Annotated in this window: 26 protein-coding genes; 12 read left to right on the top strand and 14 right to left on the bottom strand. The window is 34.7% G+C overall.

Annotation, left to right across the window (positions count from 1 at the left end):
• Positions 1-41 precede the first annotated feature (41 nt).
• The 5 genes from AC4FQ5_RS07740 to AC4FQ5_RS07720 all read left to right on the top strand — a co-directional run bounded on the left by AC4FQ5_RS07740 (position 42) and on the right by AC4FQ5_RS07720 (position 3,627).
• Positions 42-1,073 (top strand): AMP-binding protein, encoded by a 1,032-nt coding sequence (locus tag AC4FQ5_RS07740; RefSeq protein ID WP_491142162.1) that lies wholly within the window; start codon positions 42-44, stop codon positions 1,071-1,073.
• Entirely contained in the window at positions 1,063-1,317 is a 255-nt protein-coding gene (locus tag AC4FQ5_RS07735; RefSeq protein ID WP_491142160.1) for a hypothetical protein, read from the top strand. The genes AC4FQ5_RS07740 and AC4FQ5_RS07735 overlap by 11 nt, the downstream gene beginning before the upstream one ends.
• Before the next feature lie 205 nt (positions 1,318-1,522).
• The gene (arfB, locus tag AC4FQ5_RS07730) at positions 1,523-1,915 is read left to right on the top strand and encodes an alternative ribosome rescue aminoacyl-tRNA hydrolase ArfB (protein WP_491142158.1); all 393 of its coding nucleotides are present in this window, start codon (positions 1,523-1,525) and stop codon (positions 1,913-1,915) included.
• 47 nt (positions 1,916-1,962) lie between these two features.
• Positions 1,963-2,628 carry a hypothetical protein gene (locus AC4FQ5_RS07725; protein ID WP_491142156.1) on the top strand — a complete coding sequence of 222 codons (666 nt, stop codon included), beginning with the start codon at positions 1,963-1,965 and terminating at the stop codon, positions 2,626-2,628.
• 27 nt (positions 2,629-2,655) lie between these two features.
• On the top strand, positions 2,656-3,627 hold the full coding sequence (locus AC4FQ5_RS07720; RefSeq protein ID WP_491142154.1) for a deoxyhypusine synthase family protein: 972 nt from the start codon (positions 2,656-2,658) through the stop codon (positions 3,625-3,627).
• A 91-nt stretch (positions 3,628-3,718) separates the two neighbouring features.
• On the opposite strand, the gene AC4FQ5_RS07715 is transcribed toward AC4FQ5_RS07720, so the two are convergent.
• Entirely contained in the window at positions 3,719-3,865 is a 147-nt protein-coding gene (locus AC4FQ5_RS07715; protein ID WP_491142152.1) for a hypothetical protein, read from the bottom strand.
• 186 nt (positions 3,866-4,051) lie between these two features.
• Here AC4FQ5_RS07715 and AC4FQ5_RS07710 point away from each other — a divergent pair, with 186 nt between their 5' ends.
• Positions 4,052-4,348 (top strand): MGMT family protein, encoded by a 297-nt coding sequence (locus AC4FQ5_RS07710; protein ID WP_491142150.1) that lies wholly within the window; start codon positions 4,052-4,054, stop codon positions 4,346-4,348.
• 244 nt (positions 4,349-4,592) lie between these two features.
• Here the strand turns inward: AC4FQ5_RS07710 and htpG are convergent, their stop codons facing one another.
• The 8 genes from htpG to AC4FQ5_RS07670 form a co-directional block, all read right to left on the bottom strand.
• A complete protein-coding gene (gene htpG / locus AC4FQ5_RS07705) occupies positions 4,593-6,488 on the bottom strand; it encodes a molecular chaperone HtpG (protein WP_491142148.1) in 1,896 nt (631 codons plus the stop codon).
• A 92-nt stretch (positions 6,489-6,580) separates the two neighbouring features.
• The gene (locus tag AC4FQ5_RS07700; protein ID WP_491142147.1) at positions 6,581-7,174 is read right to left on the bottom strand and encodes a hypothetical protein; all 594 of its coding nucleotides are present in this window, start codon (positions 7,172-7,174) and stop codon (positions 6,581-6,583) included.
• A gap of 69 nt (positions 7,175-7,243) precedes the next feature.
• Entirely contained in the window at positions 7,244-8,251 is a 1,008-nt protein-coding gene (recA, locus tag AC4FQ5_RS07695) for a recombinase RecA (RefSeq protein WP_263003617.1), read from the bottom strand.
• A gap of 147 nt (positions 8,252-8,398) precedes the next feature.
• The gene (locus AC4FQ5_RS07690; RefSeq protein ID WP_491142145.1) at positions 8,399-9,595 is read right to left on the bottom strand and encodes an oxygenase MpaB family protein; all 1,197 of its coding nucleotides are present in this window, start codon (positions 9,593-9,595) and stop codon (positions 8,399-8,401) included.
• A 183-nt stretch (positions 9,596-9,778) separates the two neighbouring features.
• Positions 9,779-10,969: an ADP-forming succinate--CoA ligase subunit beta gene (sucC, locus tag AC4FQ5_RS07685; RefSeq protein ID WP_300351945.1), complete on the bottom strand. Its 1,191-nt coding sequence runs from the start codon at positions 10,967-10,969 to the stop codon at positions 9,779-9,781.
• A gap of 205 nt (positions 10,970-11,174) precedes the next feature.
• Entirely contained in the window at positions 11,175-11,561 is a 387-nt protein-coding gene (locus tag AC4FQ5_RS07680; protein WP_491142143.1) for a DUF423 domain-containing protein, read from the bottom strand.
• 111 nt (positions 11,562-11,672) lie between these two features.
• A complete protein-coding gene (locus tag AC4FQ5_RS07675; RefSeq protein ID WP_491142141.1) occupies positions 11,673-11,831 on the bottom strand; it encodes a hypothetical protein in 159 nt (52 codons plus the stop codon).
• Between the two features lie 8 nt (positions 11,832-11,839).
• Positions 11,840-12,898: a Gfo/Idh/MocA family oxidoreductase gene (locus tag AC4FQ5_RS07670; RefSeq protein ID WP_491142139.1), complete on the bottom strand. Its 1,059-nt coding sequence runs from the start codon at positions 12,896-12,898 to the stop codon at positions 11,840-11,842.
• A gap of 187 nt (positions 12,899-13,085) precedes the next feature.
• On the opposite strand from AC4FQ5_RS07670, the gene AC4FQ5_RS07665 reads away from it, so the two are divergent.
• The 3 genes from AC4FQ5_RS07665 (at position 13,086) to AC4FQ5_RS07655 (ending at position 16,712) form a co-directional block, all read left to right on the top strand.
• Entirely contained in the window at positions 13,086-15,365 is a 2,280-nt protein-coding gene (locus tag AC4FQ5_RS07665; RefSeq protein ID WP_491142137.1) for a TonB-dependent siderophore receptor, read from the top strand.
• Between the two features lie 90 nt (positions 15,366-15,455).
• Positions 15,456-15,971 carry a hypothetical protein gene (locus tag AC4FQ5_RS07660; protein WP_491142135.1) on the top strand — a complete coding sequence of 172 codons (516 nt, stop codon included), beginning with the start codon at positions 15,456-15,458 and terminating at the stop codon, positions 15,969-15,971.
• Between the two features lie 150 nt (positions 15,972-16,121).
• Positions 16,122-16,712 (top strand): hypothetical protein, encoded by a 591-nt coding sequence (locus AC4FQ5_RS07655; protein ID WP_491142133.1) that lies wholly within the window; start codon positions 16,122-16,124, stop codon positions 16,710-16,712.
• A 93-nt stretch (positions 16,713-16,805) separates the two neighbouring features.
• Here the strand turns inward: AC4FQ5_RS07655 and AC4FQ5_RS07650 are convergent, their stop codons facing one another.
• Entirely contained in the window at positions 16,806-17,441 is a 636-nt protein-coding gene (locus tag AC4FQ5_RS07650; protein WP_491142131.1) for a peroxiredoxin, read from the bottom strand.
• Positions 17,442-17,540: 99 nt separating this feature from the next.
• On the opposite strand from AC4FQ5_RS07650, the gene AC4FQ5_RS07645 reads away from it, so the two are divergent.
• Together AC4FQ5_RS07645 and AC4FQ5_RS07640 are read left to right on the top strand one after the other, a co-directional pair.
• The gene (locus AC4FQ5_RS07645; protein ID WP_491142129.1) at positions 17,541-18,428 is read left to right on the top strand and encodes a mechanosensitive ion channel family protein; all 888 of its coding nucleotides are present in this window, start codon (positions 17,541-17,543) and stop codon (positions 18,426-18,428) included.
• 126 nt (positions 18,429-18,554) lie between these two features.
• Positions 18,555-19,457 (top strand): hypothetical protein, encoded by a 903-nt coding sequence (locus AC4FQ5_RS07640; protein ID WP_491142128.1) that lies wholly within the window; start codon positions 18,555-18,557, stop codon positions 19,455-19,457.
• Between the two features lie 82 nt (positions 19,458-19,539).
• Here AC4FQ5_RS07640 and gap read toward each other — a convergent pair whose 3' ends face one another.
• The 4 genes from gap to AC4FQ5_RS07620 all read right to left on the bottom strand — a co-directional run bounded on the left by gap (position 19,540) and on the right by AC4FQ5_RS07620 (position 23,910).
• Positions 19,540-20,550, bottom strand: a complete 1,011-nt coding sequence (gene gap / locus AC4FQ5_RS07635; RefSeq protein WP_300351935.1) for a type I glyceraldehyde-3-phosphate dehydrogenase — start codon at positions 20,548-20,550, stop codon at positions 19,540-19,542.
• A 30-nt stretch (positions 20,551-20,580) separates the two neighbouring features.
• Complete coding sequence (pfkA, locus tag AC4FQ5_RS07630) at positions 20,581-21,567, bottom strand: 6-phosphofructokinase (RefSeq protein WP_491142126.1); 987 nt, start codon at positions 21,565-21,567, stop codon at positions 20,581-20,583.
• 158 nt (positions 21,568-21,725) lie between these two features.
• Entirely contained in the window at positions 21,726-22,484 is a 759-nt protein-coding gene (locus AC4FQ5_RS07625) for a TIGR03915 family putative DNA repair protein (protein ID WP_491142124.1), read from the bottom strand.
• A gap of 166 nt (positions 22,485-22,650) precedes the next feature.
• A complete protein-coding gene (locus AC4FQ5_RS07620) occupies positions 22,651-23,910 on the bottom strand; it encodes a putative DNA modification/repair radical SAM protein (RefSeq protein WP_491142122.1) in 1,260 nt (419 codons plus the stop codon).
• A gap of 174 nt (positions 23,911-24,084) precedes the next feature.
• Between AC4FQ5_RS07620 and AC4FQ5_RS07615 the strand changes: the two genes are divergently transcribed.
• Positions 24,085-25,437: a hydroxymethylglutaryl-CoA reductase, degradative gene (locus AC4FQ5_RS07615; RefSeq protein WP_491142299.1), complete on the top strand. Its 1,353-nt coding sequence runs from the start codon at positions 24,085-24,087 to the stop codon at positions 25,435-25,437.
• Positions 25,438-25,724 lie beyond the last annotated feature (287 nt).

The following is a 25,724-nucleotide window of genomic DNA, read 5'->3' as shown; positions in this document are numbered from 1 at the left end:
TATTTTTTTTAAATTTACACCACATTTTTAGCAGCATAATCATGATGATTGACTTCAATAATCTCGAAATTAATAATTTACATTCTCAGACAGAATTTGAAAAAAAAGTGTTTTTTTTTTTAGAAGAGTGGCTCTCGGATTCTGAAAGAGTAAAAGTTCAGACTTCGGGCTCTACCGGAACTCCGAAAATTTTTGAGATTGAAAAAATTAAAATGCTGAATTCTGCAAAGATGACGTGTAATTTTTTAAACTTAAATAAAGATGATAAAGCACTGATTTGTCTCCCTGTCGAATACATTTCAGGGAAAATGATGGTTGTACGGTCTTTTGAAAGAAAATTGAAATTGATTGTCAAAAATCCGTCTTTAGAACCTTTAAAAGATCTGAATGAAACAGTTGATTTCTGTGCAATGACACCTTTGCAGGTTCAAAACTCATTAGATAAAATTCATTTGATTAAAAATTTAATTATCGGTGGTGCGGCTGTTTCCGAATCTTTAAAATCGAAAATAAGTCAAACGCTCAGACATTCAAACAGTCTGACAAGAATCTACGAGACTTACGGAATGTCTGAAACGCTTTCTCATATTGCCTTGAAAGAGATTTTTCCTGTAGCGGATGATTATTTTAAGGTTTTTGAAAACGTTTCTATTTCTAAAGATGAAAGAGGATGTTTGAAAATTTTCGCTCCTGATTTGAATTCAGAAATTTTGCAGACTAATGATTTAGTTGAAATTAGCAATGGCAATCAGTTTAGATTTTTAGGAAGAATTGATAATATAATCAATTCAGGAGGAGCAAAAATATTTCCCGAAGAACTCGAAGCGTTGGTGAAAAAAGAAATTCCGAATGAAGTTGTTTTTTTAGGATTAAGAGATGAAAGTTTGGGACAAAAGTTGATTGCAGTGATTGAAGCACAGGAATCTGAAAATTTAATAAAGAAAGTAACTGAAATTCAGTTTGAAAAAAGTTTTTACAAGCCGAAAGAAATTATCTTTGTTGATGAAATTCCCAGAACTGCAAATGGAAAAGTGAACAGGATTCAACTAATGAAAATTTTAGATGAAAAATAGATATAAAATCCCAATTATGTTGATTCTTTTTGTCATAATGGTTTATCAAATACAAAAATGGGGAGCACAAGAATATAAAAAAGATTCTTTGGATTTGAAAAATGATTTTAAATTAAAAGGTATAGTAGATTCTTTTCATATTTCAAATAATCATTGCTTTGCTGTAATTTACATGAGCAATTTTGAGTCTAATTTTAATTATTTTAATCCAAAAAAGAAAAAAAATATTTTCCATATGCCATAAAAGGTGAAAATGCGGAAATCTACACTCAGGTTTGCAGAAGTCAAATTAATTCGGGAGATTCTGTAATTATTGATTCGAATAAAAGAACGGTGTTTTTTAAGACAAAGTCAATCGGCAATCATGAAGGAGACATTAATTTTGTACAAGGAGATATTGGATACATCAAAAAAAAGTCACAATTGTTTCCTGAAAATTTTTTAAAATAATGAAAGATTTTACCAAAGAACTGAATTTTAAAACTTCCCGCAGCAGCGGAGCAGGAGGTCAGAATGTGAACAAAGTGGAGACTTCTGTTACTGTAACCTGGAAAGTGGATGATTCGGAATTTTTTAATGAGAGACAGAAAAGTTTAATCAAAGAAAAACTTAAAAACAGAATCAATCTTGAGGGTTTTTTATTTCTAAGTGTTTCAGAAAGCAGAACCCAGCTTCAGAATAAGAAAATTGCTATTGAGAAAATTCTTGATCTGGTAGATCAATCTTTAATTATTCCAAAGTTCCGGGCAAAAACAAAGCCTACAAGGTCTTCGGTAGAAAAACGTATTCAACAGAAAAAACAAAATTCAGATAAAAAAGAAAACAGACGTTTTAAATTTTAATTCTCCACAACTGGAAAAAAATGTATTTTTGCGGAAAATTGATGACAATGTTTAAAAAACTTTTACTTTTTGGGGTATTCGCAGTCCCATTCTTTTTCTCAGCACAGGAAGCAACCTCTTCAGAATCCAGAATTTCAGTAATACCTTCGGTTGGTTATGCATGGCGTCTTGCAAAAATGCCTGAAGGAATTTCCAAAGAATCAAGAGATTACATCAAAGGTCTGAAAAGTGGAGTGGATGTAAGTGTTTCTGCGTATTATCACCTCAAAGGAAATGGTGCAATCGGTATAAAATACTCTACATATATAGCGTCAAGCGATGGAAGAATAGCGGTGCAGGGTTCAAATGGGCAAGTTGTTTCGGGGTTTGTAAGTACAAAAGATAATATCACTTTTGTGGGTCCGGCTTATATGTTTTCAAATTTCAAAGACGATACAAAGCACAAATTATTTTATGACATAGCTTTAGGTGTAATCTCTTATACCACTAAAACGGGTTCTATTACAGGTAAGGGTTCAAATCTTGGTTTGGAAGCTAATTTTGCTTATCAATACGCAATCACTGATCATATTTTTGTTGGTCCTAAACTTGGTCTTACAGGAGGAACATTGAGTAAGATGAAATATAATGGTACAACGGTAAATTTCGATGAAGAAGAAAGAGAAGGGCTAAGCAGACTTTCTTTAAGCGCAGCGGCAACTTTCCGTTTTTAAATTTTATCTTTGTAAAAAAATTAAAAAATGAGCAAACCGATTACTGAGTTCATAGAAAAATATTACCTGCATTTCAATGCAGCAGCTTTGGTAGACGCATCAAAAGGATATGTTGCCCATCTGAAAGAAGGCGGAAAAATGATGATCACGTTGGCAGGAGCAATGTCAACCGCTGAGTTAGGAAAGATTTTAGCTGAAATGATCCGTCAGGACAAAGTAGATTTCATTTCTTGTACAGGAGCAAATCTTGAAGAAGATCTGATGAACCTTGTAGCGCATTCTCACTACGAAAGAGTACCTCATTACAGAGATCTGACGGCTCAGGACGAGTGGGATCTTTTGGAAAGAGGGCTGAACAGAGTTACAGATACTTGTATTCCTGAAGAAGAAGCGTTCAGAAGACTGCAGAAACATATCGTTGAGATCTGGAAAGATGCTGAATCAAAAGGCGAAAGATATTTTCCGCATGAATTTATGTATAAAATGATTCTTTCGGGAGTTCTTGAGCAGTATTATGAAATTCCTAGAGAAAACTCTTGGATGATTGCTGCCGCAGAGAAAAATCTTCCAATTGTAGTTCCGGGATGGGAAGATTCTACAATGGGAAATATCTTTGCCTCTTATTGTATTAAAGGTGAGCTGACAGCAACTACAATGAAGTCAGGAATCGAGTACATGACCTATTTGGCAGATTGGTATACGAAAAATTCAGCAGGAAAAGGTGTCGGGTTTTTCCAGATTGGTGGAGGTATTGCAGGAGATTTCCCGATTTGTGTGGTGCCGATGTTGTATCAGGATATGGAAATGCATGACATTCCGTTCTGGTCTTATTTCTGTCAGATTTCAGATTCTACTACTTCTTACGGTTCTTATTCTGGAGCGGTTCCCAACGAGAAGATTACTTGGGGGAAATTGGATATTACCACGCCGAAATTTATCGTAGAAAGTGATGCCACCATTTGTGCGCCGCTGATGTTCTCTTACATTTTAGAAAATTAAATTTATCCTTACTCTGACGAAGGAAAAATTCATACAAAAACGCTCCAATTAACGGAGCGTTTTTTTTATTAGTTTTTCTTATTTAAATCTTTCAGTCTAAAGAATTAGTAAGGACAAAATAGCGGTATGCTAAGATACCTTTCTGAATTTTAGTTAGTTTGTCAGGATCTTTATCACTTAATTTTGGTAAAACAGCTTTGTTGATCTTGTTTAAAAATCTGAAAATTGACTTTTTCATAATTGCATGATTTTATATTACATCCTTCAAAAATGATGCAAATACAACCTTAATTTAAAAACAAAATTTCCATTGCAGTATTCGTTACGATCACAGCTTTTATCTTTAAAATTTAATAAGCTTGTGCAGTAAATTACAAGTAGAAGATTTATTTCTTAAATTTGAATGTTATTCAAAATAAATATAATGAACGAACTTTTCAAGCAGCAGGTCTGGGAAATTTCCAAACTTATTCCCAAAGGAAGGGTTTCTTCTTACGGAGCCATTGCAAAAGCCGTTGGATTTCCCAATCATTCGCGCCATGTCGGGAAAGCGATGGGAGGCTGTCCTAAAGATGTTCCGGCGCATCGTGTGATATCGAGTTCGGGAACTTTGTCGGTTCCGGAATTTCAGGAAAGATTGGAAGAAGAAGGAATTGAAGTGGAGAATTTCAGAATAAAAAATTTCAAAAAACTGTTTTGGAATCCTCTGGAGGAGATGTAGCTGGAAAACGTTTTGAGCTAGTTTGATTTTTTTTGAGAAAAGTTTGATTGGAATACGAACTTCCTAGCCCCGATAGAAGCGGCATCCTTTTTTGCTTTTTCCGAAACTTTATTTTATGGCTGACTTCTCTAAAAGCAAAAAAGATATAGCGGATAGCGGGATTAGCTCCTAATTATTGATATTATTTTCATAAAAAACTCGGAACGACATCATCGTTCCGAGCTTTAATATAAGTAAGTTTAATTTACTTTTCCAACTGCTTATAGCTTCTTTGGATAAAATCTGTCAAATCTTTTCCTTTCAACAAGTTCTGAGAAAGTTTAGCCAAATCTAAAGCATATTTAATCTGAGAACTTTTCTCTTCAGCTTTTTCATTAGCCAGAATTTTAGTTGCAAATTCACTGTTAGAGTTCACCACCAAATTGTACATTTCCGGGAAACCGCCCATTCCGAACATTCCGCCACCACCGGTTGCCTGCATATCTTTCATTCTACGCATAAATTCGGGTTGAGTGATTGTGAAAGGTGCATCTGTGCTGTCTAAATCTTCTAATTGAACTGTGAATTTCTTATCATTAATTGACTCTTCAACGCTTTTCTTTAATATTTCTTTTTCAGTTTCATTCAATTTAGAAATCGCAGGTTCATCTTTTTTAATCAAATTATTGATGTGATCTGCATCTACTCTTGCAAAAGAAATTTTCTCTTTTGAGGTTTCTAATTTCTGAATTAAGTGCGGTACAATCGGAGAATCTAAAAGAATTACCTCATACCCTTTGTCTTTCGCAGACTGAATGTAAGAGTGCTGTTCATCAGCATTCGTAGCATAAAGAATGACTAAATTTCCGTCTTTATCGGTTTGAGAAGGCTTGATTTTTTCTTCCAATTCATTCCAAAGGAAATATTGACCGTCAGTTGTTGGATACAACGCAAATTTGTCAGATTTTTCGAAGAATTTATCTTCAGAAATCATTCCGTATTCAATAACGATTTTGATGTCGTTCCATTTTTTGTTGTAATCTTCACGGTTTTCATTAATCAGAGAAACCATTTTATCGGCAACTTTCTTCGTGATGTAAGAAGAAATTTTCTTCACAGCCCCGTCAGCTTGCAAATAAGAACGTGAAACATTCAACGGAATGTCCGGAGAATCAATAACACCTCTTAACAACATCAAAAAGTCAGGAACAATTCCTTTTACCTCATCGGTTACAAAAACCTGATTTTGATACAACTGAATCTTATCTTTTTCGATATTTAAATTATTCGCCAATTTTGGAAAGAACAAAACTCCCGTCAGATTGAACGGATAATCAACATTCAGATGAATATTAAACAAAGGCTCCTCAAACTGCATTGGGTACAACTCGTGATAAAACGCTTTGTAATCTTCATCTTTTAATTCGTTTGGAGATTTCGTCCAGGCAGGAGTGGGGTTATTAACGATATTATCAACTTCTACAGTTTCTGCAACTGCATCTTCTGCAGCTCCTTCCGGTAAAGGAAGTGTTTCCGTTTTTGTTCCGAATTTGATAGGAACAGGCATGAATTTGTTGTACTTCATCAACAATTCGCGGATTCTGCTTTCTTCTAAAAATTCTGTAGAATCTTCTGCAATGTGAAGAATAATCTCCGTTCCTCGATCAGTTTTATCAGTAGTTTCTTCTAGACTAAATTCTGGACTACCATCGCAGATCCAACGAACTGCAGGGTTTTCGTCACGGTAAGATTTAGTAAGGATTTCAACTTTTTCAGCCACCATAAAGGCGGAGTAAAAACCTAATCCGAAATGCCCGATAATCCCGGAATCTTTCGCAGAATCTTTATACTTGTCTAAGAATTCTTCAGCTCCGGAAAAGGCAACCTGGTTGATGTATTTTTCAACTTCTTCAGCGGTCATTCCCAAACCTTGGTCGATGATGTGGAGTTTTTTGTTTTCTTTATCGATTTTAACTTCGATTTTCGGATTTCCGTAATCAACTTTGGCTTCACCGATATTGGTAAGGTGTTTTAATTTTAAAGTTGCATCTGTAGCGTTTGAAATAAGTTCTCTTAAAAATATTTCGTGGTCGCTGTACAAAAACTTTTTAATCAACGGAAAAATATTTTCCACCGAAACATTGATATTTCCTTTTGTCATTTTATTTTAAATTTGATTATTAATTCTCAAAAGAAATACCATTGAACGAAAAGTGACAGATTGGCATTTTAATTTTTGGTGTTTATCTATCTTTATAAATCATCTTTAGCCTTATCATAAATTCTGTTACCATTAATTTTATCAAAATACATTAATTTTATAAAGCAACTGATGACACCATTGTGTTCTATAGATAATTGAATTTGCCCTTTGTCAGTTTCCCAAATTGAATAAAATTTACAGTTGTCAAATTTAACTTGATACATTTTAGAACTGTCATCTTCAGGCTGAGAATAGGATTTTGTTACAAATTTTTCTAAAACATCTGACGGTTCTCCATATTTTTCGCTTAACATTTTTTTTAAATTAAAATAGTTGTCTGAAAGTGATGACCATGTTTCTTTCTCAGGAAATACAACCGCAATTTTAGAAACTAAATCTACCATTTTTAATGTTGAAACTCCAATATGGCAATCCTTATATCCTGCAAAATCACCTTGCAAGATCGCTGTTCCATCTTCAGTACTCAAATGAGTTAGTCCATTTTTTTTCATCTTGAGAATATAGTCTGCAAGAGTGCCGTCTATCGGAACGTTTTTAAAAATAAGATGTTCAGAAGTGTGGTTTTGTGCATTACAAAATATAAATAAAAATAGCGTGATTAAGATTAAAATTTTTGTTTTCATAACGTCTTTTTTATTTAATACAATAAAAGACAGCCTCTCAGCTGTCTTTTGTATTTCAATCAAAACAAATTACTTTTTGTTGTTGATAATCTCTTCTTTTACTTTGCCTTCAAGCTCTTCAGCCAGTTCAGGATTGTCTTTCAATAGATCTCTTACGCCATCACGTCCTTGTCCCAATTTGGTATCACCGTAGCTGAACCATGAACCGCTTTTCTTCACGATTCCCAAATCAACCGCAGTATCAAGGATTTCTCCTGTTTTAGAAACACCTTCACCGTACATAATGTCAAATTCTGCCATTTTGAAAGGCGGAGCTACTTTGTTTTTCACAATTTTCACTTTCACACGGCTACCAACAGCTTCATCACCGTTTTTGATTGGGGCGCTTGCTTTTCTGATGTCAACTCTTACTGAAGCGTAAAATTTCAATGCATTACCACCAGTTGTCGTTTCAGGATTTCCGAACATTACTCCGATTTTTTCTCTCAACTGGTTGATGAAAATTACCGTACATTTTGTTCTTGAAATTGTCGCCGTTAATTTTCTTAAAGCCTGAGACATCAATCTTGCGTGAAGACCCATTTTAGAATCTCCCATTTCACCTTCAATCTCTGCTTTTGGTGTCAGTGCAGCCACCGAGTCAATGACTACAATATCAATTGCTCCTGAACGGATCAGGTTGTCTGCAATTTCCAAAGCCTGCTCACCGTTGTCTGGCTGAGAAATGATCAGGTTTTCAAGATCGATTCCTAATTTTCCTGCATAACCTCTGTCAAAAGCGTGCTCAGCATCAATGAATGCAGCGATTCCGCCTGCTTTCTGTGCTTCTGCAATTGCATGTAAAGTTAAAGTTGTTTTACCTGAAGACTCAGGTCCGTAGATCTCAATAATTCTCCCTCTAGGGTAACCGCCAACGCCTAAAGCGATGTCTAGTCCTAAAGATCCTGAAGGAATAACTTCGATGGTCGTGTCAATCGCACTGTCTCCCAACGTCATTACAGTCCCTTTTCCGTATGTTTTATCTAGCTTGTCAAGCACCAAAGCAAGTGCTTTTTTCTTATCGTCTATATTGCTCATATTGTATTAAATAATTTATCAAAAATACGGAATTTAAATTTTAAAATGCTAATAATATTTGTTTTCGAGATTTGTTTTTAGCGTTAAAAAATGATAAAATTTTTCCAGTCTAAATGAAATAAAATATAAAGTACGAATCATTACCAACTAATGAAAATTGGAATGTTGGGTGATTCTTAAATAATCCTCCAGCACCTTCATCTGATCTTTATTTCCTTTTTTGATCCGGTTTTTTCTGCTCACTGTATTATCATATATTTTATTGAAAAATCTTTTCACATAAGGAAAACCATTGCGTAATGAAACTTCTGGAATCTGAAGTCTTTTACAAACCTCATCATCAAGAAGATACCAGGTACAGCAAATGTGTAAATATCTCAGGTTTTTTCTCTGAAACTCAAATTTTAAAATAGGATTTTCAAGCGATTCGTTGAGCAAAGAATGTGCAAGCAAAACAGAATCCTGATCTGCAGATGGCTGAATAGAAGTCCATAAATAAAAGTATTCTGTCGCCTGTTTTTTATCGTTAGGCAAAAGTTCTTCAGGAATTCCCAAAAGGTAACCCACGTATTTCCAAAGGTGAAAATGACCTTTTTCCTCTTCTGCAGAAATAGTATTTCCTAATTTATGGAGACTGTGCAGGAAAACCAGACTGAAACCGATGTAAGTTGCCATCATATCCCAGGAATTGATGGGTTCACCCCAGTTTTCGGTGTCCCAGTTTTTGTAATGTTTTTTAATGGAAAGTCTTGCGTAAGAATGGATAAGTCTTGTTTTAATGGCAAATTCATATCCTTTTTTATGAATTTCCAAGGCATCATATCTCGTAACATTGACCCAAAAATCCAGAGTTTCTGACAGTCGTTTTACAGCACCTTTTTTCAGGGCTTCCGTAACGATAAGAGGTTTGTTGAGATAAGCATAATCATAACCGCCAATAAGACAGTAGTCACGAAGCGAAATGAGAGAATCTAGGTTACAACGCATACAAAGTTCTGCTCCGTTTTTCAATAAACTGTAATCTAACCAGTCTGGAACGGTCTGTGTTTGTCTGAATAGTTTTTTTACACTTTCCGGCACATTGTCATCGTTTGAAACTCCTTTTCGGATGTAATGCTCAATTTCTCTTGATGCTTCGCTGTATTTTTTGGTGAAATAGACTTCTTTTACAACTTCGTCCCCAATTTCATCTATATGATAAAAGTATTTTGAAAATTTATCAAAATCTTTAAAGCTCACTTCTGCACCTGAAAAATCAATCAGTTGTTTTCCGTTGCCTCTTTCCCAAAAATCTTTGAAATGTTGTGAATCTTTAAATCGTGATTGTAAAATTGTCCTTTCCATGTGATGATAAAAATACAAGTTTTAAGCCGAAAGTTGTTGGTGAGATTTGTCAGTTGAAATATTTAATTACACAAATATCTGATTTAAACGTGTAAGTTTTTCACGGAATAAAGTTTTATTAGGAACATTAAAAAACCGTCCCAAAAAATGGAACGGTTTCAACTTTATATGAAAGTTTTAGACTTAAGCTAAAACTTCTTTTACTTTGTTTGCAGCTTCTTCCAGAGTAATTGCAGAGTGTACCGGAAGACCAGATTCGTCAATTAATCTTTTAGCTTCTACAGCGTTAGTTCCCTGTAATCTTACGATCAATGGAACAGGCAAGCTTCCCATAGCATGGTAAGCGTCTACAACACCTTGAGCAACTCTGTCACATCTTACGATACCTCCGAAGATGTTGATCAAGATTGCTTTTACGTTTGGATCTCTCAAGATAATTTCAAAAGCAGTCTGTACTCTTGCTGCATCAGCAGTACCTCCAACGTCCAAGAAGTTTGCAGGGTTACCACCAGATAATTTGATAATATCCATAGTCGCCATTGCAAGACCGGCACCGTTTACCATACAAGCAACGTTACCATCTAATTTTACGAAGTTAAGACCAGCTTCACCAGCTTCTACATCTAAAGGATCTTCTTCTCTTGTATCTCTTAAAGCTTCAAGATCTTTGTGACGGAACAATGAGTTACCATCCAGAGTTACTTTAGCATCTACAGCGATAATTTTATTATCAGAAGTTTTTAATACAGGGTTGATTTCGAATAAAGAAGCATCAATTCCTACATAAGCATTATATAGAGAAGTGATGAATTTTGTAAATTCTTTGAATGCGTTTCCTTCAAGACCAAGGTTGAAAGCAATTTTTCTAGCCTGGAAACCCTGAAGACCCAAAGTAGGATCGATCAATTCGTTGTGGATCAAATGAGGTGTTACTTCAGCAACGTGCTCAATATCCATACCGCCTTCAGTAGAATATACAATTGTATTTTTACCTTCAGCTCTGTCTAAAAGAATAGAAACATAAAATTCTTTAGTTTCAGATTCTCCGGGATAATAAACATCTTCTGCAACCAAAACAGAGTTTACTTTTTTACCTTCAGCAGAAGTTTGTGGAGTTACCAACTGCATTCCGATGATGTTCTGAGCGTTTTCTTTCAATTTATCCATGTTCGGAGAAAACTTTACACCGCCACCTTTACCACGACCACCTGCGTGAATTTGTGCTTTTACAACCCAAGCCTGAGCTCCGGTTTCAGCGGTAAGTTTTTCAGCAGCAGCTACAGCTTCGTCTACATTATTGGCTACGAAACCACGTTGTATTGCTACTCCGTACTTTGATAAAATCTCTTTTGATTGATACTCGTGAAGATTCATATTATTTTTATTATTATATTTTAATTTTTAAAGGTTGACAAATTTAATAAAAAGACACGGAAGTTCAAGATTATTAGCACAAAAATTAAAATTTACATGATGTAGTCTAAAATTTAAGCCAAAAACAGTTTGTCTTCATACCTTTTGGGTATGCAAATTATTAGTCTGTTATCTGTCATTAAAAAATGCCGGGACTTGACAGATTTTATATTCTGTTCTTCATAAAATAAAAAATCAGCATTCCCCAACTTAAACTCATCAATAAGCCTCCGAGTGGTGTGATAGGACCTAAAAATTTAAGATTTGCTCCCAAGTAATCCTGCAAACTCAAGCCATAAATACTGAAAGAGAAAAGCATTGTTCCTGCAATCATCAAAATAGAAATCCATTTTTGGGATGAGGTGTCAAATTTTAAAATGTAACCTGCAATGAGCAAAAAGAATGCGGCATACATTTGATATCTTACTCCTGTTTCAAAACTTTCCAGTCTTTCTACAGATAAGATTTTCTTTAAAGCGTGTGCGCCGAATGCACCCAAAATTACTGACAACATCCCATAAAAAGCGCCAAAGACTAAAGTAATTGTTTTCATTATATTGATTTATATAACAGATTTTTAACAGACCTGTTTTTATTAATAGTTAAAAGCTTAAATGTGAATTTATTAATTCCGATAAATTAATGCGAATTTTGCTTTGGTGGGCTATTTATTTTTAATCAACGTTAAAATACTGTACAGCAAAAAAGCGGTTCCTAATGACAGAAATCCATATCGCAAATACATATTGTCATCAACAAGCGTCAATCCGATCCCAACAAACAAAAGACCGATTACTGTAAAACTTGAGCTTCTTTTTTTCATGTTTAATTTTAATTTAGCTCAACAATTCTACCTTTCTTAGAACTATCCAACGCAGCTTCAATAATTTTCATGTTCTGAACGACCTCATTTCCTAATGATGGCAAAGCATATCCGAAAACAATATGTTCGTAAATTTGCTGATAATAATTCATATAATTTCCGGGTTCGCTTGAGGTTAAAACTCTTACTGTTTCAGAATTTTCATTTGAATAATTTAAAATTCCATCAGATTCTTTCAAAGGCTGCATCCAGTTTTTTCCGTAGGCTGGAATTGCTCCTGTTGCCAATTCATTTTCCTGATCATCTGTTCGTTCCTGCAAAAAGCTTCCTTTATTGCCATGAATTTTATAGGCAAAATGTTCTTCTTTTGTGAAGACTGAAGATTTTAATCTTACTCTTAGATCATATTTATAGTAAAGTAAAATTTCAAAATAATCATTGGCAAACACTTCTCCTTTCATCGAAAATACATCTCCAAATAATTTTTCAGGAAAACCAAAAAGCTGAGTTGCCTGATCCACTAAGTGTGAGCCCAAATCATGAACTGATCCGGAACCGTTTTGCCCGGGATTTTCTTTATGTTCTTTTCCGCTGGCTTCTGTACGGAAGCGGTCAAACCGGATTTCAACTTCTTTTATATTTCCAAGTTTTCCTTCAGCAATAATTTTCTGTACCTGAAGATAATCACGGTCAAACCTTCTGTTCTGATAAACGCTTAGAAACAGATTTTTACTTTCTGCTAATCTTACCAATTCTTCTGCTTCTGCAACATTTACTGTAAACGGTTTTTCTACGACCACATTTTTTCCGGCTTCCAAAGCCATCTTTGTATGCTCAAAATGAGTCTGAACCGGTGTATTGACAATCACAACTTCGATATCAGCATTATGTAGCATTTCTTCCACAGAACGGTAAATCGTTGCATCCGGATATTTTTCTCTTGAATCATCTTTCGTTCTTTCTACAATCGCCGATAAAAAAAAACCGGGATGTTCTTTTAAAAATGGAGCGTGAAAAATTTTTCCGCTCATTCCAAAGGCGCAAAGACCCACTTTTACCAATTGCATATTGTAATTTTTCAACAAATATATCTATAAAAAAACTTTTCAGCGAAAATATCCTGTTACTTTTCTATCAACAAATTATTTGGAAATATGATAAAAATCACCATAATTATTTTTATTAGTTCTAAATAACACAAAACTTAATACTTACTTTTGCTGCGTTATTTAAATCCATTCCAAATTAAGTATAATGAAGAGAAATCTAATCTCATTAAGCCTCTTGGCAATTACAGTATCTGTAAGTGCTCAGATGAGAAACAACAATGAATCTGATACCATCAGAATACAAAGCATTGAAGATGTAAATCTTCATAAAACAGGAAATCCAAATACAGCAAAACCAGTTACCACAAAATCAAATCTTACGGTAATGGAAAATCCACAGGCGATTTCTATTGTTACCCATGAGATTATCGAACAACAACAGGCAAAACAGCTAAGCGATGTTCTACAGAATGTAAACGGAGTTTACCTTACTTCCGCAAGAGGTGGTTCTCAAGACAGTTTCGGAGGTCGTGGTTTTATTTTCGGAAACGATAATATTTATAAAAACGGAGCAAGGGTGAATAGCGGCGTTTTTCCTGAAGTAAGCGGACTTGAAAGAGTGGAAGTTTTAAAAGGAGCTACCGCAATGCTTTACGGAAATGCAGCAGCCGGAGGAATTATTAATTTAGTTACAAAAAAGCCAAAGTTTAATTTTGGAGGAAGTGTAGGAATGAACGCAGGAAGCTGGAATTCTTACAAGCCAATGGTTGATATTTACGGACCAATTTCAAAAAACGTTGCCTTTAGGATAAATGGAACTTACGAATATGCTGAAAGTTTCAGAGACGTTGTACAATCTGAAAAGTATTATTTTAACCCTTCTTTCTTGTTTAATTTAAGCGAAAAGTCTCAGTTAATTGTAGAAGCTGATTATCTTAAAAATGATCTTACTCCTGATTTCGGGATCGGATCAATCACCAACAAAGATCAAAGCTATTCACTTATTGACTGGTTGCCCAGAAATACTTTTTTTGGAACCGACTGGCAATATCAAAACGTTCAGCAGGCTTCAACGAACGTAACATTTAATCATCAAATTAATGACAAATGGACGTTGAATGCCTCTACATCATATCAAAATTATACTAAAGATTATTTTTCTACAGAAAGAATACAATGGGTTTATGCACCTCCCGTTGCAACACAATTATCTTGGAGTACACCACTAAACAAAACTTATAACGAGCAAAATTATGGTTCTGTACAGGTAAATGTAAATGGAGAATTCAATACAGGAAAAATCAGTCATAAAGTATTAATTGGCACAGACGCAGATTATAGTCAGTCTGACGCAAATGCTTATAATTTGATACAACCTCCTACAAACATATTATATTTGGATGATCCAAATTCCTGGGACAATGGAAGCTTGGCAATGCCTGATTCTAATTTAAATACTAAGACAAGAACAAGGACAAGAAGAATTGGTGTTTACGCTCAGGATTTTGTTAGTTTAACAAAAGAATTTAAGGTAATTGCGGGTCTTCGTTGGTCATATCTTGAAAATATGCCGAGCTTAATAACCCGATTTGCAGCGAATGAAAAATCTGAAGTGGCAAACTCGGCAACTTCAGATAATGCTCTTTCACCAAAAATAGGTTTTGTATATATGCCAAATGATAATTTCTCAGCATTTGCAACATACACCAATTCATTCGCAACAAATGCAGGTTATATGTCTGATCAGATCAGCAATTTAAATACTACCGGAACATTGTCACAGGTGAGAAGCAGGGTAATTGATTTGCCTAAACAAGGAATAAAACCTACCACAGTAGATCAATATGAAATAGGTGCTAAGAAAAACATCTGGAATAACGCTTTGGCAGTTAATGTAACCCTCTATCAGATTCTATATCATAACTTTTATCAGAATTTTTTCTACGTTGATGCAACCGGAACGCCACAAACGCCCGATACAAACCTAAAGGAATTTGCAGGAAAAATGAGAAGCCGCGGTGTAGAATTGGATATTACCGGAAATCCTACAGAAAACCTATCGATCATCGGCGGTTTTTCATATAACAACTCGGTCTATTTAGATACTCCGGAAAAAGGGTATGTAGAAAAGCAGAGACTTGTAAGAACACCTGCAACGACAGCCAATGCATCAGTATTTTATAAATTCACAAAATACGTTCCCGGATTAAAAGCAGGAATAGGGGTTTATTACATCGGAGACAGAATTGCAGGCTGGAATGATTCAAAATCTACAAATATTACCAGAAAAGATGTAAGCAGAAGTTTTGAGCTCAAAGATTACACAACAGTTTCCTTATCTTTAGGATATGAATGGAAAAAATTCTCATTACAAGGAAGAGTGGGCAATCTATTTGATGTTGTAAACTACAACGTTCACGAAAATTACTCTGTAAACCCTATTACACCAAGAAATTACTATTTCACACTGACATACAGACTTTAAAATTTTATAACATTAATAATTTCTCAATTCAAAGTGGAAGTTGCAATTTTGCAGTTTCCACTTTTGAAATTTTAAACGAAAAAATAATATATGGATAGGATCAAGGATACTAGAAGTTTTATGAGAATTACACACCGTTATTTAGGCTTTTTTCTCGCCGGAATTATGGCGGTTTATGCTATTAGTGGTGTTTTGTTAATTTACAGAGACACAGACTTCTTGAAAAAAGAAAATAAGATTGACAAAAAAGTTGCAGTAAACCTTTCAGAGAAAGAACTTGGAAAAGAGCTGAAAATAAAAAATTTCGAAGTCGAAAAAAAGGAAGGTGATATTTTAAAATTCAAACAGGGAACTTACAATACATCAACAGGACAGGCAAAGTACACCAAAAAAGAGCTTCCTTATGTTTTGGATAAAATGACGAAGCTTCACAAGTCACAGTCAAAAGATACTTTATCACCTCTTAATGCATTTTTCGGTGTTTCCCTGTTTTTCTTTGTGATCTCGAGTTTCTGGATGTTTAATCCTAAGACGAAAGCTTTTAAAAGAGGAGTGAAATTTGCAATTGCAGGATTGGTAATTTCAATAGTCCTTTTGCTTGTATAATTGTACTATCTGCACAATTTTGCCTTAAAACTTCATATTGTGATATTTATCACGTATTTGCAAAAATGATCTGAAATAGATGTAGTGGCACATTTATTGAATTTAATGCTCTATCAAAATAATGACATTAAATATTAAAATTATAAACTTATGAAAAAGCTAATTTTTACAGGAATTTTGGCTGTTGCAGGATTGACCGGAACAGCAAATGCACAAATTCAGGAAGGTAACTGGATGGTAGGAAGCACTTTGTTGTCTAGTAATTTCGGGTTAAATACCGGTGCAGGATACGATATCAAACTTCAGCCAAGAGCAGCATACTTTATCAAAGACAACGTTGCATTGGGAGGATACGTTACTCTGGGATTTTCTAAGCCGGGAGCAGGAGAATCAACTCAATTTGATTATGGTGTAGGCGCTTTGGGACGTTACTTTTTATCTCCGGGAGAAAAAGGTGTTGACAATTTACTAAATCATGGCAGATTCTTCTTGGAAGGTAATGTTGGGGTTGGTGGTTTCAATGTAGAAAACGGTATCTCTACAACTGGTTTAGATTTTGGTGTAGGTCCTGGATATTCTTACTTTATTACTCCGAATATCGGGGTTGAAGGTTTAGTAAAATATAATGGAGTAACCGGTTTCGGAAACGAAGGATTAACTTCAAGAATCAGTTTTAATGTAGGTTTCAGTATTTATTTGCCAACATCTAAAGGAAGAGAAGTTGCAAACGATCTGAAATAATAACTTCTAAATAAAACAAAAGCGGCTCGGAAATTTTTCCGAGCCGCTTTTTCAAATTAAAACTAAACTATATAATAAATAAAAAATCTAAGTCTATTTGTTGGGTTGAGGTGTATACCGGAGGTAAGGTTTGATCTCAGTGACACCTTTGGGGAAAATATTTCTTGCATCCTCAGTGGTAATTGAAGGCGGAATAATGACATCATCACCATCATTCCAGTTGGCAGGAGTTGCAATTTTGTGAGAATCTACCAATTGTAAAGAATCTAAAACTCTGATAATTTCATTAAAATTTCTTCCTGTTGAAGCCGGATAGGTAATAATAAGTCTCACTTTTTTATCCGGATCAATGATCAGTAATGACCGCACAGTTGCTGTAAGGGATGCATTTGGATGAATAAAGTCATACAATTCTGAAACTTTTCTGTCTTTATCTGCAATGATCGGAAACTGAACATCCGTGTTTTGTGTTTCATTGATATCTTTGATCCAGTTTTTGTGATCTTCCACCTCATCAACGCTTAAAGCAATCACTTTGGTATTTCTTTGGTCAAACTCTGATTTTAATTTTGATGTATAACCTAGTTCTGTCGTACAAACCGGAGTGTAATCTGCAGGGTGAGAAAATAAAATCCCCCAGGAATCTCCAAGATATTCATAAAAATCAATATTTCCTGCAGTAGAATCTGCCTGAAAGTTGGGTGCGGTATCTCCTAGTTTAATTGACATAATATTTTGCTTTTATTAGTCTACAAATTTAATAGACTTTTTGCTACTGGCAAAATTTTTGCTTAAAAATTTAATTTAAAATTTTAAAAATGCTTTTTTATGGATTATGGCTTAAGTTATATTGACACAGTATATAAAGTTTTACAAAACTGGTACATTGCTTTTGCAAGGCTCACTCCGAAGTTGATTGTGGGAATTGCCGTCTTCTTATTCTTTTTATTTACGAGTAAATATCTGAGTAAAGTAGCCGTAAAAATCATGCACAAGGTTTTCCCCAAGAGCAAAAAAGAAGGCTCTGTACTTACCATAATAGGAATTTTCCGCTTTGTTATTGTTCTGATGGGCGGTTTTATTGCTCTGGAGATCATGGGCTTCAGCGGATTTCTATGGAAATTTATCGGAAGTTTAGGCGTTGCCGGTGTAATAGCCGGTGTTGCTTTGAAAGATCTGGTTTCCAGCATATTCTCAGGAATGCTGATTGGTATTGACAAAGCATTTAAAGTCGGAGATTATATTATTATTGGCGGAAACTCGGGAACGGTAATGGAGATCGGTTTTTTAACCACAAAAATAATCAGTGACGACGGTAAAAAAGTATACATCCCGAATCAGGTGATTTTCAATGCACCATTTTCAAATATTACAGCTTCTCCACAACGAAAAATCATTTTAGATTTTGAAATTCCTGCTGACGAAGATATTCTGATAGCACAGCAGGGAATTTTGGAAGTCATTAAAAGTTTAGAAAATATTGATAAAGTTGAAACTGCGGAAGTCATATTTACAAATTTAAAACAGGGAATATTTAACCTTCAGGCAAAATTCTGGATTGTCTCAGGCTCAAATATGCTGCAGATAAAAAGTGAAGCCTTAACGAAGATAAAAAAACGTCTGGATGATGACGGAATTCCACTATTGACTCCAACAAGTATTAATATTACTAACAATTCTTCAATTGAGCCTCCGAAAGAAAATGTGGATTTGTAAATTGCACTAATTTAAATCAAAAGATTATTGATTCAAAACTACAAAAGCTTCTTTACAAAAAATCACCCAAACGGGTTATTTTATCATGCTATTAAATTTCTAAAATTTGTTTAAAAATTAATAGCCATGAAAACAAAATTTTTATTAATATTTCTGTTGGGATTTGCAGGAATCGTCTTTGGACAAGAAGAGTTTAAAAAACACTATATAATTCCCTCTAATCCTGTATCTGGGTATACGCTTAAAAAAGAAGTACAAAAAAAGTATGAAGATTTAAACGAAAAAGAAAGAAAAGAACTTGCTAAAAAATTCAAAATTGGAGATAAGATTGAGGTTGTAGAAAAAGTAAATATTTCTGGTAAAGAAATAGAAGTTGTAAAAGAAGTAATAATAGATGATTCTTTTTTAAAAACTCTAACTAAGCCAGATATTATAGATGCTAATTTAGGTTATAAAGCAAACGCCATGGTTTCTATTTCTAAAGATCGGTTGATCGTTAATCCTTATATACTCATTAAAGAAAATGACGAAAATGACAAAACTGTATATTTTTACACATTGGAAAATCGTAAAAGTATTAGATTATGGACAAAAAGTATAACTGTTAATGGAATTACAATACCAATCAAATATAGATTTAAGGGAAAAAATGGATTAAAAGAAGATTTTTCAACAGGAATAAATGGAAATTTATTTATAGGATATTCTTTTGGACAAACCAACTTTTTATACCAAAAGGAGGTTGGAACTAAAGAAAATACATGGAAGATTACAGGAGGTATCTTATTGGGTGCGTCATCTGTAAAATTAAATAAATCTAACACAGATTTATCTAGCTCACCAATTATTGATGATTCAGAATTCACCAAAGGACTTGGATCTATTGCTTTTGGACTAACATATTCATATAACAGTATTAATCTTGGAGTCTTTTTGGGTTTTGATTATGCAATTGGCCAAGACGCAGAAATTTGGAATCATAATAAGAAGCCTTGGTTGGGTATCGGTGTAGGATATAAAATATTTTAAAACAATACATGGCAAGTGTAAAATATTAAAACAAAAAACCTTCCAAAATCGGAAGGTTTCATTATGTATATTTGATTGCTTATTATTTTGACAAAGAAGAAGCATGAATTAACATATCAACTAATTTGTTTGAATAACCCATTTCGTTATCATACCAAGAAACAAGTTTCACAAAGTTAGGAGAAAGCATAATTCCGGCATCTTTATCAAAGATTGAAGTTCTCTTGTCTCCTACGAAATCCTGAGAAACTACAGCATCTTCAGTATATCCAAGAATACCTTTCAATTCACCTTCAGAAGCAGCTTTGATTACTGAACAGATTTCTTCGTAAGAAGCAGCTTTTTCGATTCTTACCGTTAAATCTACTACAGAAACGTCAACCGTTGGTACTCTGAAAGACATCCCTGTCAGTTTTCCGTTCAATGAAGGAATTACTTTCCCTACCGCTTTTGCAGCACCAGTAGAAGAAGGGATAATATTATTTAAAGCAGCTCTACCACCTCTCCAGTCTTTCATTGAAGGACCGTCAACAGTTTTCTGAGTAGCCGTTGTAGCGTGTACAGTAGTCATCAAACCTTCTACGATTCCGAAGTTATCGTGAATTACTTTAGCCAAAGGAGCTAAACAGTTGGTTGTACAAGATGCATTTGACAAGATTTTGATATCGTCTGTAAGTTCTGTATGGTTTACACCCATTACAAACATTGGAGTATCATCTTTAGAAGGAGCAGAAAGGATTACTTTTTTTGCACCAGCGTTGATGTGTGCAGCAGCACTTTCTTTATCTAAAAATAAACCGGTAGATTCTACGATGTAATCAGCACCGATTTCGTTCCACTTCAGGTTGTTTGGATCTCTTTCTGCAGTAACTCTGATTTTTTTACCATTTACCACAAGATCATTTCCTTCTACAGAAACTTCTCCCGGGAAAATACCGTGTACAGAATCATACTTTAGCATATAAGCCATGTATTCTGCATTAATAAGGTCATTGATACCAACGACTTCGATGTTGTCTCTTTCAGTCATCGCTCTGAATACAAGACGACCGATTCTACCAAACCCGTTAATACCTACTTTAATTGTTGACATAATTGTTTTGATTTATTTAATTATAAAATATTAGATTGCTAAAATTTCCGAAATCAGTAAAAGGTCTTTATTGATCTCGTTGTGTTTTTTGATGGCTTCTTCGATTTCTGTATACACAATATCGTTGGAACGCATTCCTGCCATCACATTGTTTTGTCCTTCCATCAATCCTACTACTGCTCCGTAACCCAATCTGCTTGCCAAAACCCTGTCGGCACAGCTTGGTGACCCACCTCTCTGAATATGACCTAAAATTGCTACTCTGATGTCATAATCAGGAAACTCCACTTTTGTCTGTTCGGCTAGTTCATAGATGTTCGCCAGTTTTTCGCCTTCTGCTACAACTACAATGCTTGATGCTTTTCCTGTTTTTTCGGCATTTCTGAAGTTCGCAAACAATTCATCCATACTGTCTTTTTTCTCAGGAATCAGAATATCCAGAGCTCCGGTTGCCAATCCGCTGTTTAATGCGATAAAACCCGCATCACGCCCCATCACCTCAACAAAGAAAACTCTGTTGTGAGAAGTAGCTGTATCTCGTATTTTATCAATCGCATCCATTGCGGTATTTAAAGCTGTATCGTAACCAATCGTGTTATCTGTGCCGAAGATATCATTGTCAATAGTTCCCGGTACACCGATTACTCTGATTCCGAATTCTTCGTTAAAGATTTTAGCTCCCGTGAAAGTTCCGTCTCCGCCGATGCACACCAAAGCATCAATTCCGTATTTTACGCAATTGTCATAAGCTTTCTGGCGACCTTCTTTGGTCATAAACTCTTTGGAACGGGCAGATTTCAGAATAGTTCCGCCCTGGTTGATTATATTTTTCACAGAACGAGGTCCCATTTTCAGGAAATCATCGTGGATAAGACCATTGTAGCCTTCTCTCACTCCGTAACATTCGATATTATAATAATTGGCAGTTCTTACAACTGCTCTTAATGCTGCGTTCATCCCCGGAGAGTCACCTCCCGAAGTAAGAACTGCAATTTTTTTTACAGCACTTTCTTTCATTTAGTAAAAAATTTCAAACACAAATTTACAAAAACAAGTTCAGATAACGGCAGTATCTTTACAATACTTTTCATCCTTTAGTATCCTGTAATTTAAAAGCTATTTGTTTGAGAAATGATTTACAATTTTAAATTATGAAACATGAAGTTGCATTTTTATCAGTTCTTTTCCGTTAAATATTTCCAGTATCTTTTAGGAACATGCTGAATATGCAGTTGTAAATTTTTTCTTTCAACAATATTGGTTTTTGTAAAATATCGTTGCCAAAGCTTTTGATATTGATTTTCTTCATCATGAAATTTCTCCTGATACTTTTTTAAATCCAGTTTTTCGTCCGGATAAAAGAAATCACACGTTTCCAGATCATAAAGAATCCCATAGTTTCTCCGTAAATCATAAATCATCCATTTCTGATCCTGATAACGGTCTTTGAAGTGTTTTCTGATCAGAGGCAGCACATTAAAATCCGGATCAATTTTGGCAAAGAAAACTTCATCCTTCATTTTCTCAAACCGAACAAAAGCTGTCATCCGATGTCGTTCCCGACTTACAGATTTTGAAATTTTAGCAATTCTTAAAATATCCTGATCTGCAAAATTCTGAAGAATATTTTCTTTCGGATATTGAATCGATTGCCTCACCGCAGACAAAATAATCTGTTCTGAATCTGCCTCTTCTGACAAAAAAACTTTCACAAGCTCATGAATCCCCGACTTGCCAATATTTTCTTCTAATTTATTTAAAACTCTTTCCGATTTTGTTTCCTGTGTAATCACTTCATGAATTTCCGCAAAAATGTTTTCCTGATGGAATCTTTCTCTGCTCACAATTTCCACATCTTTATATTTATATTCGAAGACCTCGAATATCGCAGTAAAAAGTCCGTCGAAACTGCCATCGTAGAGTAAGGTGGTCATTGCTTTTAGTTTTTTACACAAAGTTTGTCATTCCATAGGAATCTAAACTTAATATTATATTTATTGCTGAGATTCCTACGGAATGACAAAGAAACTGTTTATTTTTCTTAAATTTCATGAACAAATTAATCATCCTCGTGAAAAAATTGTGAAATTATGTTTAAAATTAAAACAATGTAAGCTGCTGCGAAAACTGATCCTGAAATTTAGAAGTGCTTCCGCCAATCAAGAGTTTTTTCAGATTTAAATCTGTCAGATGTCTTAAAAAAACATTTCCTGCATTAAAATCGATGAAATATTTAGCACGATTTACTGCTGCACCCAATTTTTTCAAATGATCAATCGTTAAAACCTGAAAACGTCTCGCAGAAACAATTTTCTTCGCAGTTTTCACCCCAATTCCTGGAATTCTTAAAATCATTTGATAATCTGCACTCTGAAGATTAACCGGAAACTGATCGAGATGTCGAAGTGCCCAGCTTAGTTTGGGATCAACTTCCAAATCTAAAAACGGCATATGAGGATCTAAAATTTCATCAGCTTTAAAACCATAAAATCTCATCAGCCAATCAGACTGATACAAACGGTTTTCTCGAAGCATCGGAACGGCCGTCGTTAAAGCCGGTAATCGGGTATCTTCCAAAACCGGAACATATCCTGAATAATAAACTCTTTTAAGATTATAATTTTTATAAAAATGATCCGCAACTTTGATGATTTGTAAATCATTTTCGTTCGTTGCACCAACAATCATCTGTGTAGATTGACCAGCCGGAGCAAACTTTGGAACTTTTCTGAAAATTTTCTTTTCTTCTTTATATTGGGTAATTCCGGTTTGGATATACTTCATCGGATTGAGCATATCTTCACGGTTTTTCTCAGGAGCCAATAATTTCAATCCGCTTTCCGTAGGAATCTCAATATTGATTGACAACCGGTCTGCATACAAAGCGGCTTCCTGCATCAGAATATCACTTGCACCGGGAATTGATTTTAAATGAATATATCCATTAAAATTTTCTTCCAGACGAAGCTTTTTAGCCACACGCACCAAACGCTCCATTGTTGTGTCTGCATTTTTGAAAATTCCGGAACTTAAAAACAAACCTTCAATATAATTTCTTCGGTAAAAATTAATCGTTAAATCAACCACTTCTTCTACTGTGAAGGCAGCTCTTTTAATATCATTTGAGCTTCGCGAAACGCAGTATGCACAATCGTAAATACAGTGATTTGTTAATAGAATTTTGAGAAGAGAAACACATCGCCCGTCTTCGGTGTAGGTATGACAAATTCCGCTTGCAGAACTGTCTCCCAAAGCGCCCTTTTTATTTTTTCTGGAACCTCCGCTTGATGAGCATGACACGTCGTATTTTGCAGCATCAGCAAGGATTTCCAGTTTTTCTTTCAGACGGTCAAAATTCATTTAAATTTAATTTAAATCAGATTAAAAATTACAGTTTGGTGTACAAAACTAAGTCCAAAATTGAGAAATATCACTCTTTTTTTAACTAACTTATCAACAAAAGGCAGTAACAAATTTACTATATTTACGGTCATTAAATTATGCGTGAAATCGTAAACCAACGATTGTCTTCACATTTTAGAATTTAAAAATAACTCTATGAATCATACACCGATCGAAGGTTTTTCTAAACTGACCAAAAAGGCGAAAATTGACTGGCTTGTCAATGAATATCTAGACGGAAACACAGATTATCAAAATATACTCAATCAATACTGGAACGAAAATGCAGATCTTCAGAAACTTCATGATGAGTTTTCTGAAAACACAATTTCCAATTTTTATATGCCTTACGGAATTGCTCCGAATTTTTTAATTGACGGAAAATTATTTGCTCTTCCGATGGCGGTTGAAGAAAGTTCAGTAGTGGCAGCAGCTTCAAAAGCAGCCAAATTCTGGATTGACAAAGGAGGTTTTAAAACCACGATCATCAATACTGAAAAATTGGGTCACACCCATTTTATTTTTAATACAGAATCTCACAAACTTCAGCATTTTTTTAATTTTAAATTAAAGAAAAAATTGTTTGAAGCCACAGAAAGCATCACGGCAAACATGAGAAATCGCGGCGGCGGAATTTTAGAAATAAAATTGGTTGATAAAACTGCTGAAATGCCCAATTATTACCAACTGAAAGCAAGTTTTGATACGGTAGATTCTATGGGGGCAAACTTTATCAATTCCTGCCTTGAGCAATTTGGTAAAACTTTAAAAGAGGAGATTTCTTTAGAGGAAGACTTTACACAGGAAGAAAAAGATTCTTTGCAGGTGGTGATGAATATTCTTTCAAATTTCACTCCGGATTGTATTGTGAGAGCAGAAGTTTCTTGTAAAATTGAAGATCTGAAAGACGACAGCGGAATTTCAAATGAAGAATTTGCAAGAAAATTCAAACAAGCCGTTACGATTGCTGAGATCGAGCCTTTTCGTGCAACAACGCATAACAAGGGAATTATGAACGGAGTTGATGCCGTAGTCATTGCAACCGGAAACGACTTCAGAGCAACCGAAGCCTGTGCGCATGCCTACGCCGCAAAAGATGGAAAATATTCCTCTTTGACACACTGTACAACAGATAACGGAATTTTCAGATTCTGGATTGATCTTCCGATTTCTGTGGGAGTTGTGGGAGGTCTGACGAATCTTCATCCTTTGGTGAAATTCTCTTTAGCACTTCTTGGAAAGCCTTCTGCTCAGGAATTAATGAGCATTTTGGCGGTTTCTGGCTTGGCTCAGAATTTTGGAGCGTTAAGATCTTTGGTAACCACAGGAATTCAGAAAGGTCATATGAAAATGCACTTATTCAATATTTTAAATCAAATGGGTGCAACGGAGGAGGAAAAACAGCATTTTGTGACATACTTTAAAGATAAAACAGTGACGCATCATGAGGTTATTAGCGAATTTAACAGATTGAGAGGTCAATAATATCTGGAATTATTGTGGCAGCTTTATTTTGACTTTCTGAGTTTTCTAAAGTTGAGTAATTTCTGATGCCGATGAGGTATTTACTTTTCCGTAAGATTATTATATGAAGGATTAAACCTCTTTCTCTGTAAATCTAACCTTGATTTTCAAGTAATGCTTTTGTTTCTCAAGTAATTTACTTTAGCACCCAATTCCATAATTGTTTGTTAAACAGTTTTTACATGGAACGCAGTGTTTGGTTGTCCCGAATCTTCTTTTTAATGGCTATTTCAGGAGACTGTATCATA

It is taken from the genome of Chryseobacterium sp. DT-167 (assembly GCF_058310155.1).
Note: the sequence above shows the minus strand (reverse complement) of the source record. Positions and strands in the feature narration are given on the sequence as shown.

Coding starts and splice junctions, on each gene's coding strand:
- AC4FQ5_RS07710 (WP_491142150.1), top strand. CDS start 4,052: ATGAACGAACTTTTCAAGCAGCAGGTCTGGGAAATTTCCAAACTTATT.
- AC4FQ5_RS07655 (WP_491142133.1), top strand. CDS start 16,122: ATGAAAAAGCTAATTTTTACAGGAATTTTGGCTGTTGCAGGATTGACC.
- AC4FQ5_RS07700 (WP_491142147.1), bottom strand. CDS start 7,174: ATGAAAACAAAAATTTTAATCTTAATCACGCTATTTTTATTTATATTT.
- AC4FQ5_RS07715 (WP_491142152.1), bottom strand. CDS start 3,865: ATGAAAAAGTCAATTTTCAGATTTTTAAACAAGATCAACAAAGCTGTT.
- AC4FQ5_RS07735 (WP_491142160.1), top strand. CDS start 1,063: ATGAAAAATAGATATAAAATCCCAATTATGTTGATTCTTTTTGTCATA.
- htpG (WP_491142148.1), bottom strand. CDS start 6,488: ATGACAAAAGGAAATATCAATGTTTCGGTGGAAAATATTTTTCCGTTG.
- gap (WP_300351935.1), bottom strand. CDS start 20,550: ATGTCAACAATTAAAGTAGGTATTAACGGGTTTGGTAGAATCGGTCGT.
- AC4FQ5_RS07660 (WP_491142135.1), top strand. CDS start 15,456: ATGGATAGGATCAAGGATACTAGAAGTTTTATGAGAATTACACACCGT.
- arfB (WP_491142158.1), top strand. CDS start 1,523: ATGAAAGATTTTACCAAAGAACTGAATTTTAAAACTTCCCGCAGCAGC.
- AC4FQ5_RS07675 (WP_491142141.1), bottom strand. CDS start 11,831: ATGAAAAAAAGAAGCTCAAGTTTTACAGTAATCGGTCTTTTGTTTGTT.
- AC4FQ5_RS07620 (WP_491142122.1), bottom strand. CDS start 23,910: ATGAATTTTGACCGTCTGAAAGAAAAACTGGAAATCCTTGCTGATGCT.
- sucC (WP_300351945.1), bottom strand. CDS start 10,969: ATGAATCTTCACGAGTATCAATCAAAAGAGATTTTATCAAAGTACGGA.
- AC4FQ5_RS07680 (WP_491142143.1), bottom strand. CDS start 11,561: ATGAAAACAATTACTTTAGTCTTTGGCGCTTTTTATGGGATGTTGTCA.
- AC4FQ5_RS07645 (WP_491142129.1), top strand. CDS start 17,541: ATGGATTATGGCTTAAGTTATATTGACACAGTATATAAAGTTTTACAA.
- AC4FQ5_RS07725 (WP_491142156.1), top strand. CDS start 1,963: ATGTTTAAAAAACTTTTACTTTTTGGGGTATTCGCAGTCCCATTCTTT.
- AC4FQ5_RS07720 (WP_491142154.1), top strand. CDS start 2,656: ATGAGCAAACCGATTACTGAGTTCATAGAAAAATATTACCTGCATTTC.
- AC4FQ5_RS07665 (WP_491142137.1), top strand. CDS start 13,086: ATGAAGAGAAATCTAATCTCATTAAGCCTCTTGGCAATTACAGTATCT.
- recA (WP_263003617.1), bottom strand. CDS start 8,251: ATGAGCAATATAGACGATAAGAAAAAAGCACTTGCTTTGGTGCTTGAC.
- pfkA (WP_491142126.1), bottom strand. CDS start 21,567: ATGAAAGAAAGTGCTGTAAAAAAAATTGCAGTTCTTACTTCGGGAGGT.
- AC4FQ5_RS07625 (WP_491142124.1), bottom strand. CDS start 22,484: ATGACCACCTTACTCTACGATGGCAGTTTCGACGGACTTTTTACTGCG.
- AC4FQ5_RS07640 (WP_491142128.1), top strand. CDS start 18,555: ATGAAAACAAAATTTTTATTAATATTTCTGTTGGGATTTGCAGGAATC.
- AC4FQ5_RS07690 (WP_491142145.1), bottom strand. CDS start 9,595: ATGGAAAGGACAATTTTACAATCACGATTTAAAGATTCACAACATTTC.
- AC4FQ5_RS07670 (WP_491142139.1), bottom strand. CDS start 12,898: ATGCAATTGGTAAAAGTGGGTCTTTGCGCCTTTGGAATGAGCGGAAAA.
- AC4FQ5_RS07650 (WP_491142131.1), bottom strand. CDS start 17,441: ATGTCAATTAAACTAGGAGATACCGCACCCAACTTTCAGGCAGATTCT.
- AC4FQ5_RS07740 (WP_491142162.1), top strand. CDS start 42: ATGATGATTGACTTCAATAATCTCGAAATTAATAATTTACATTCTCAG.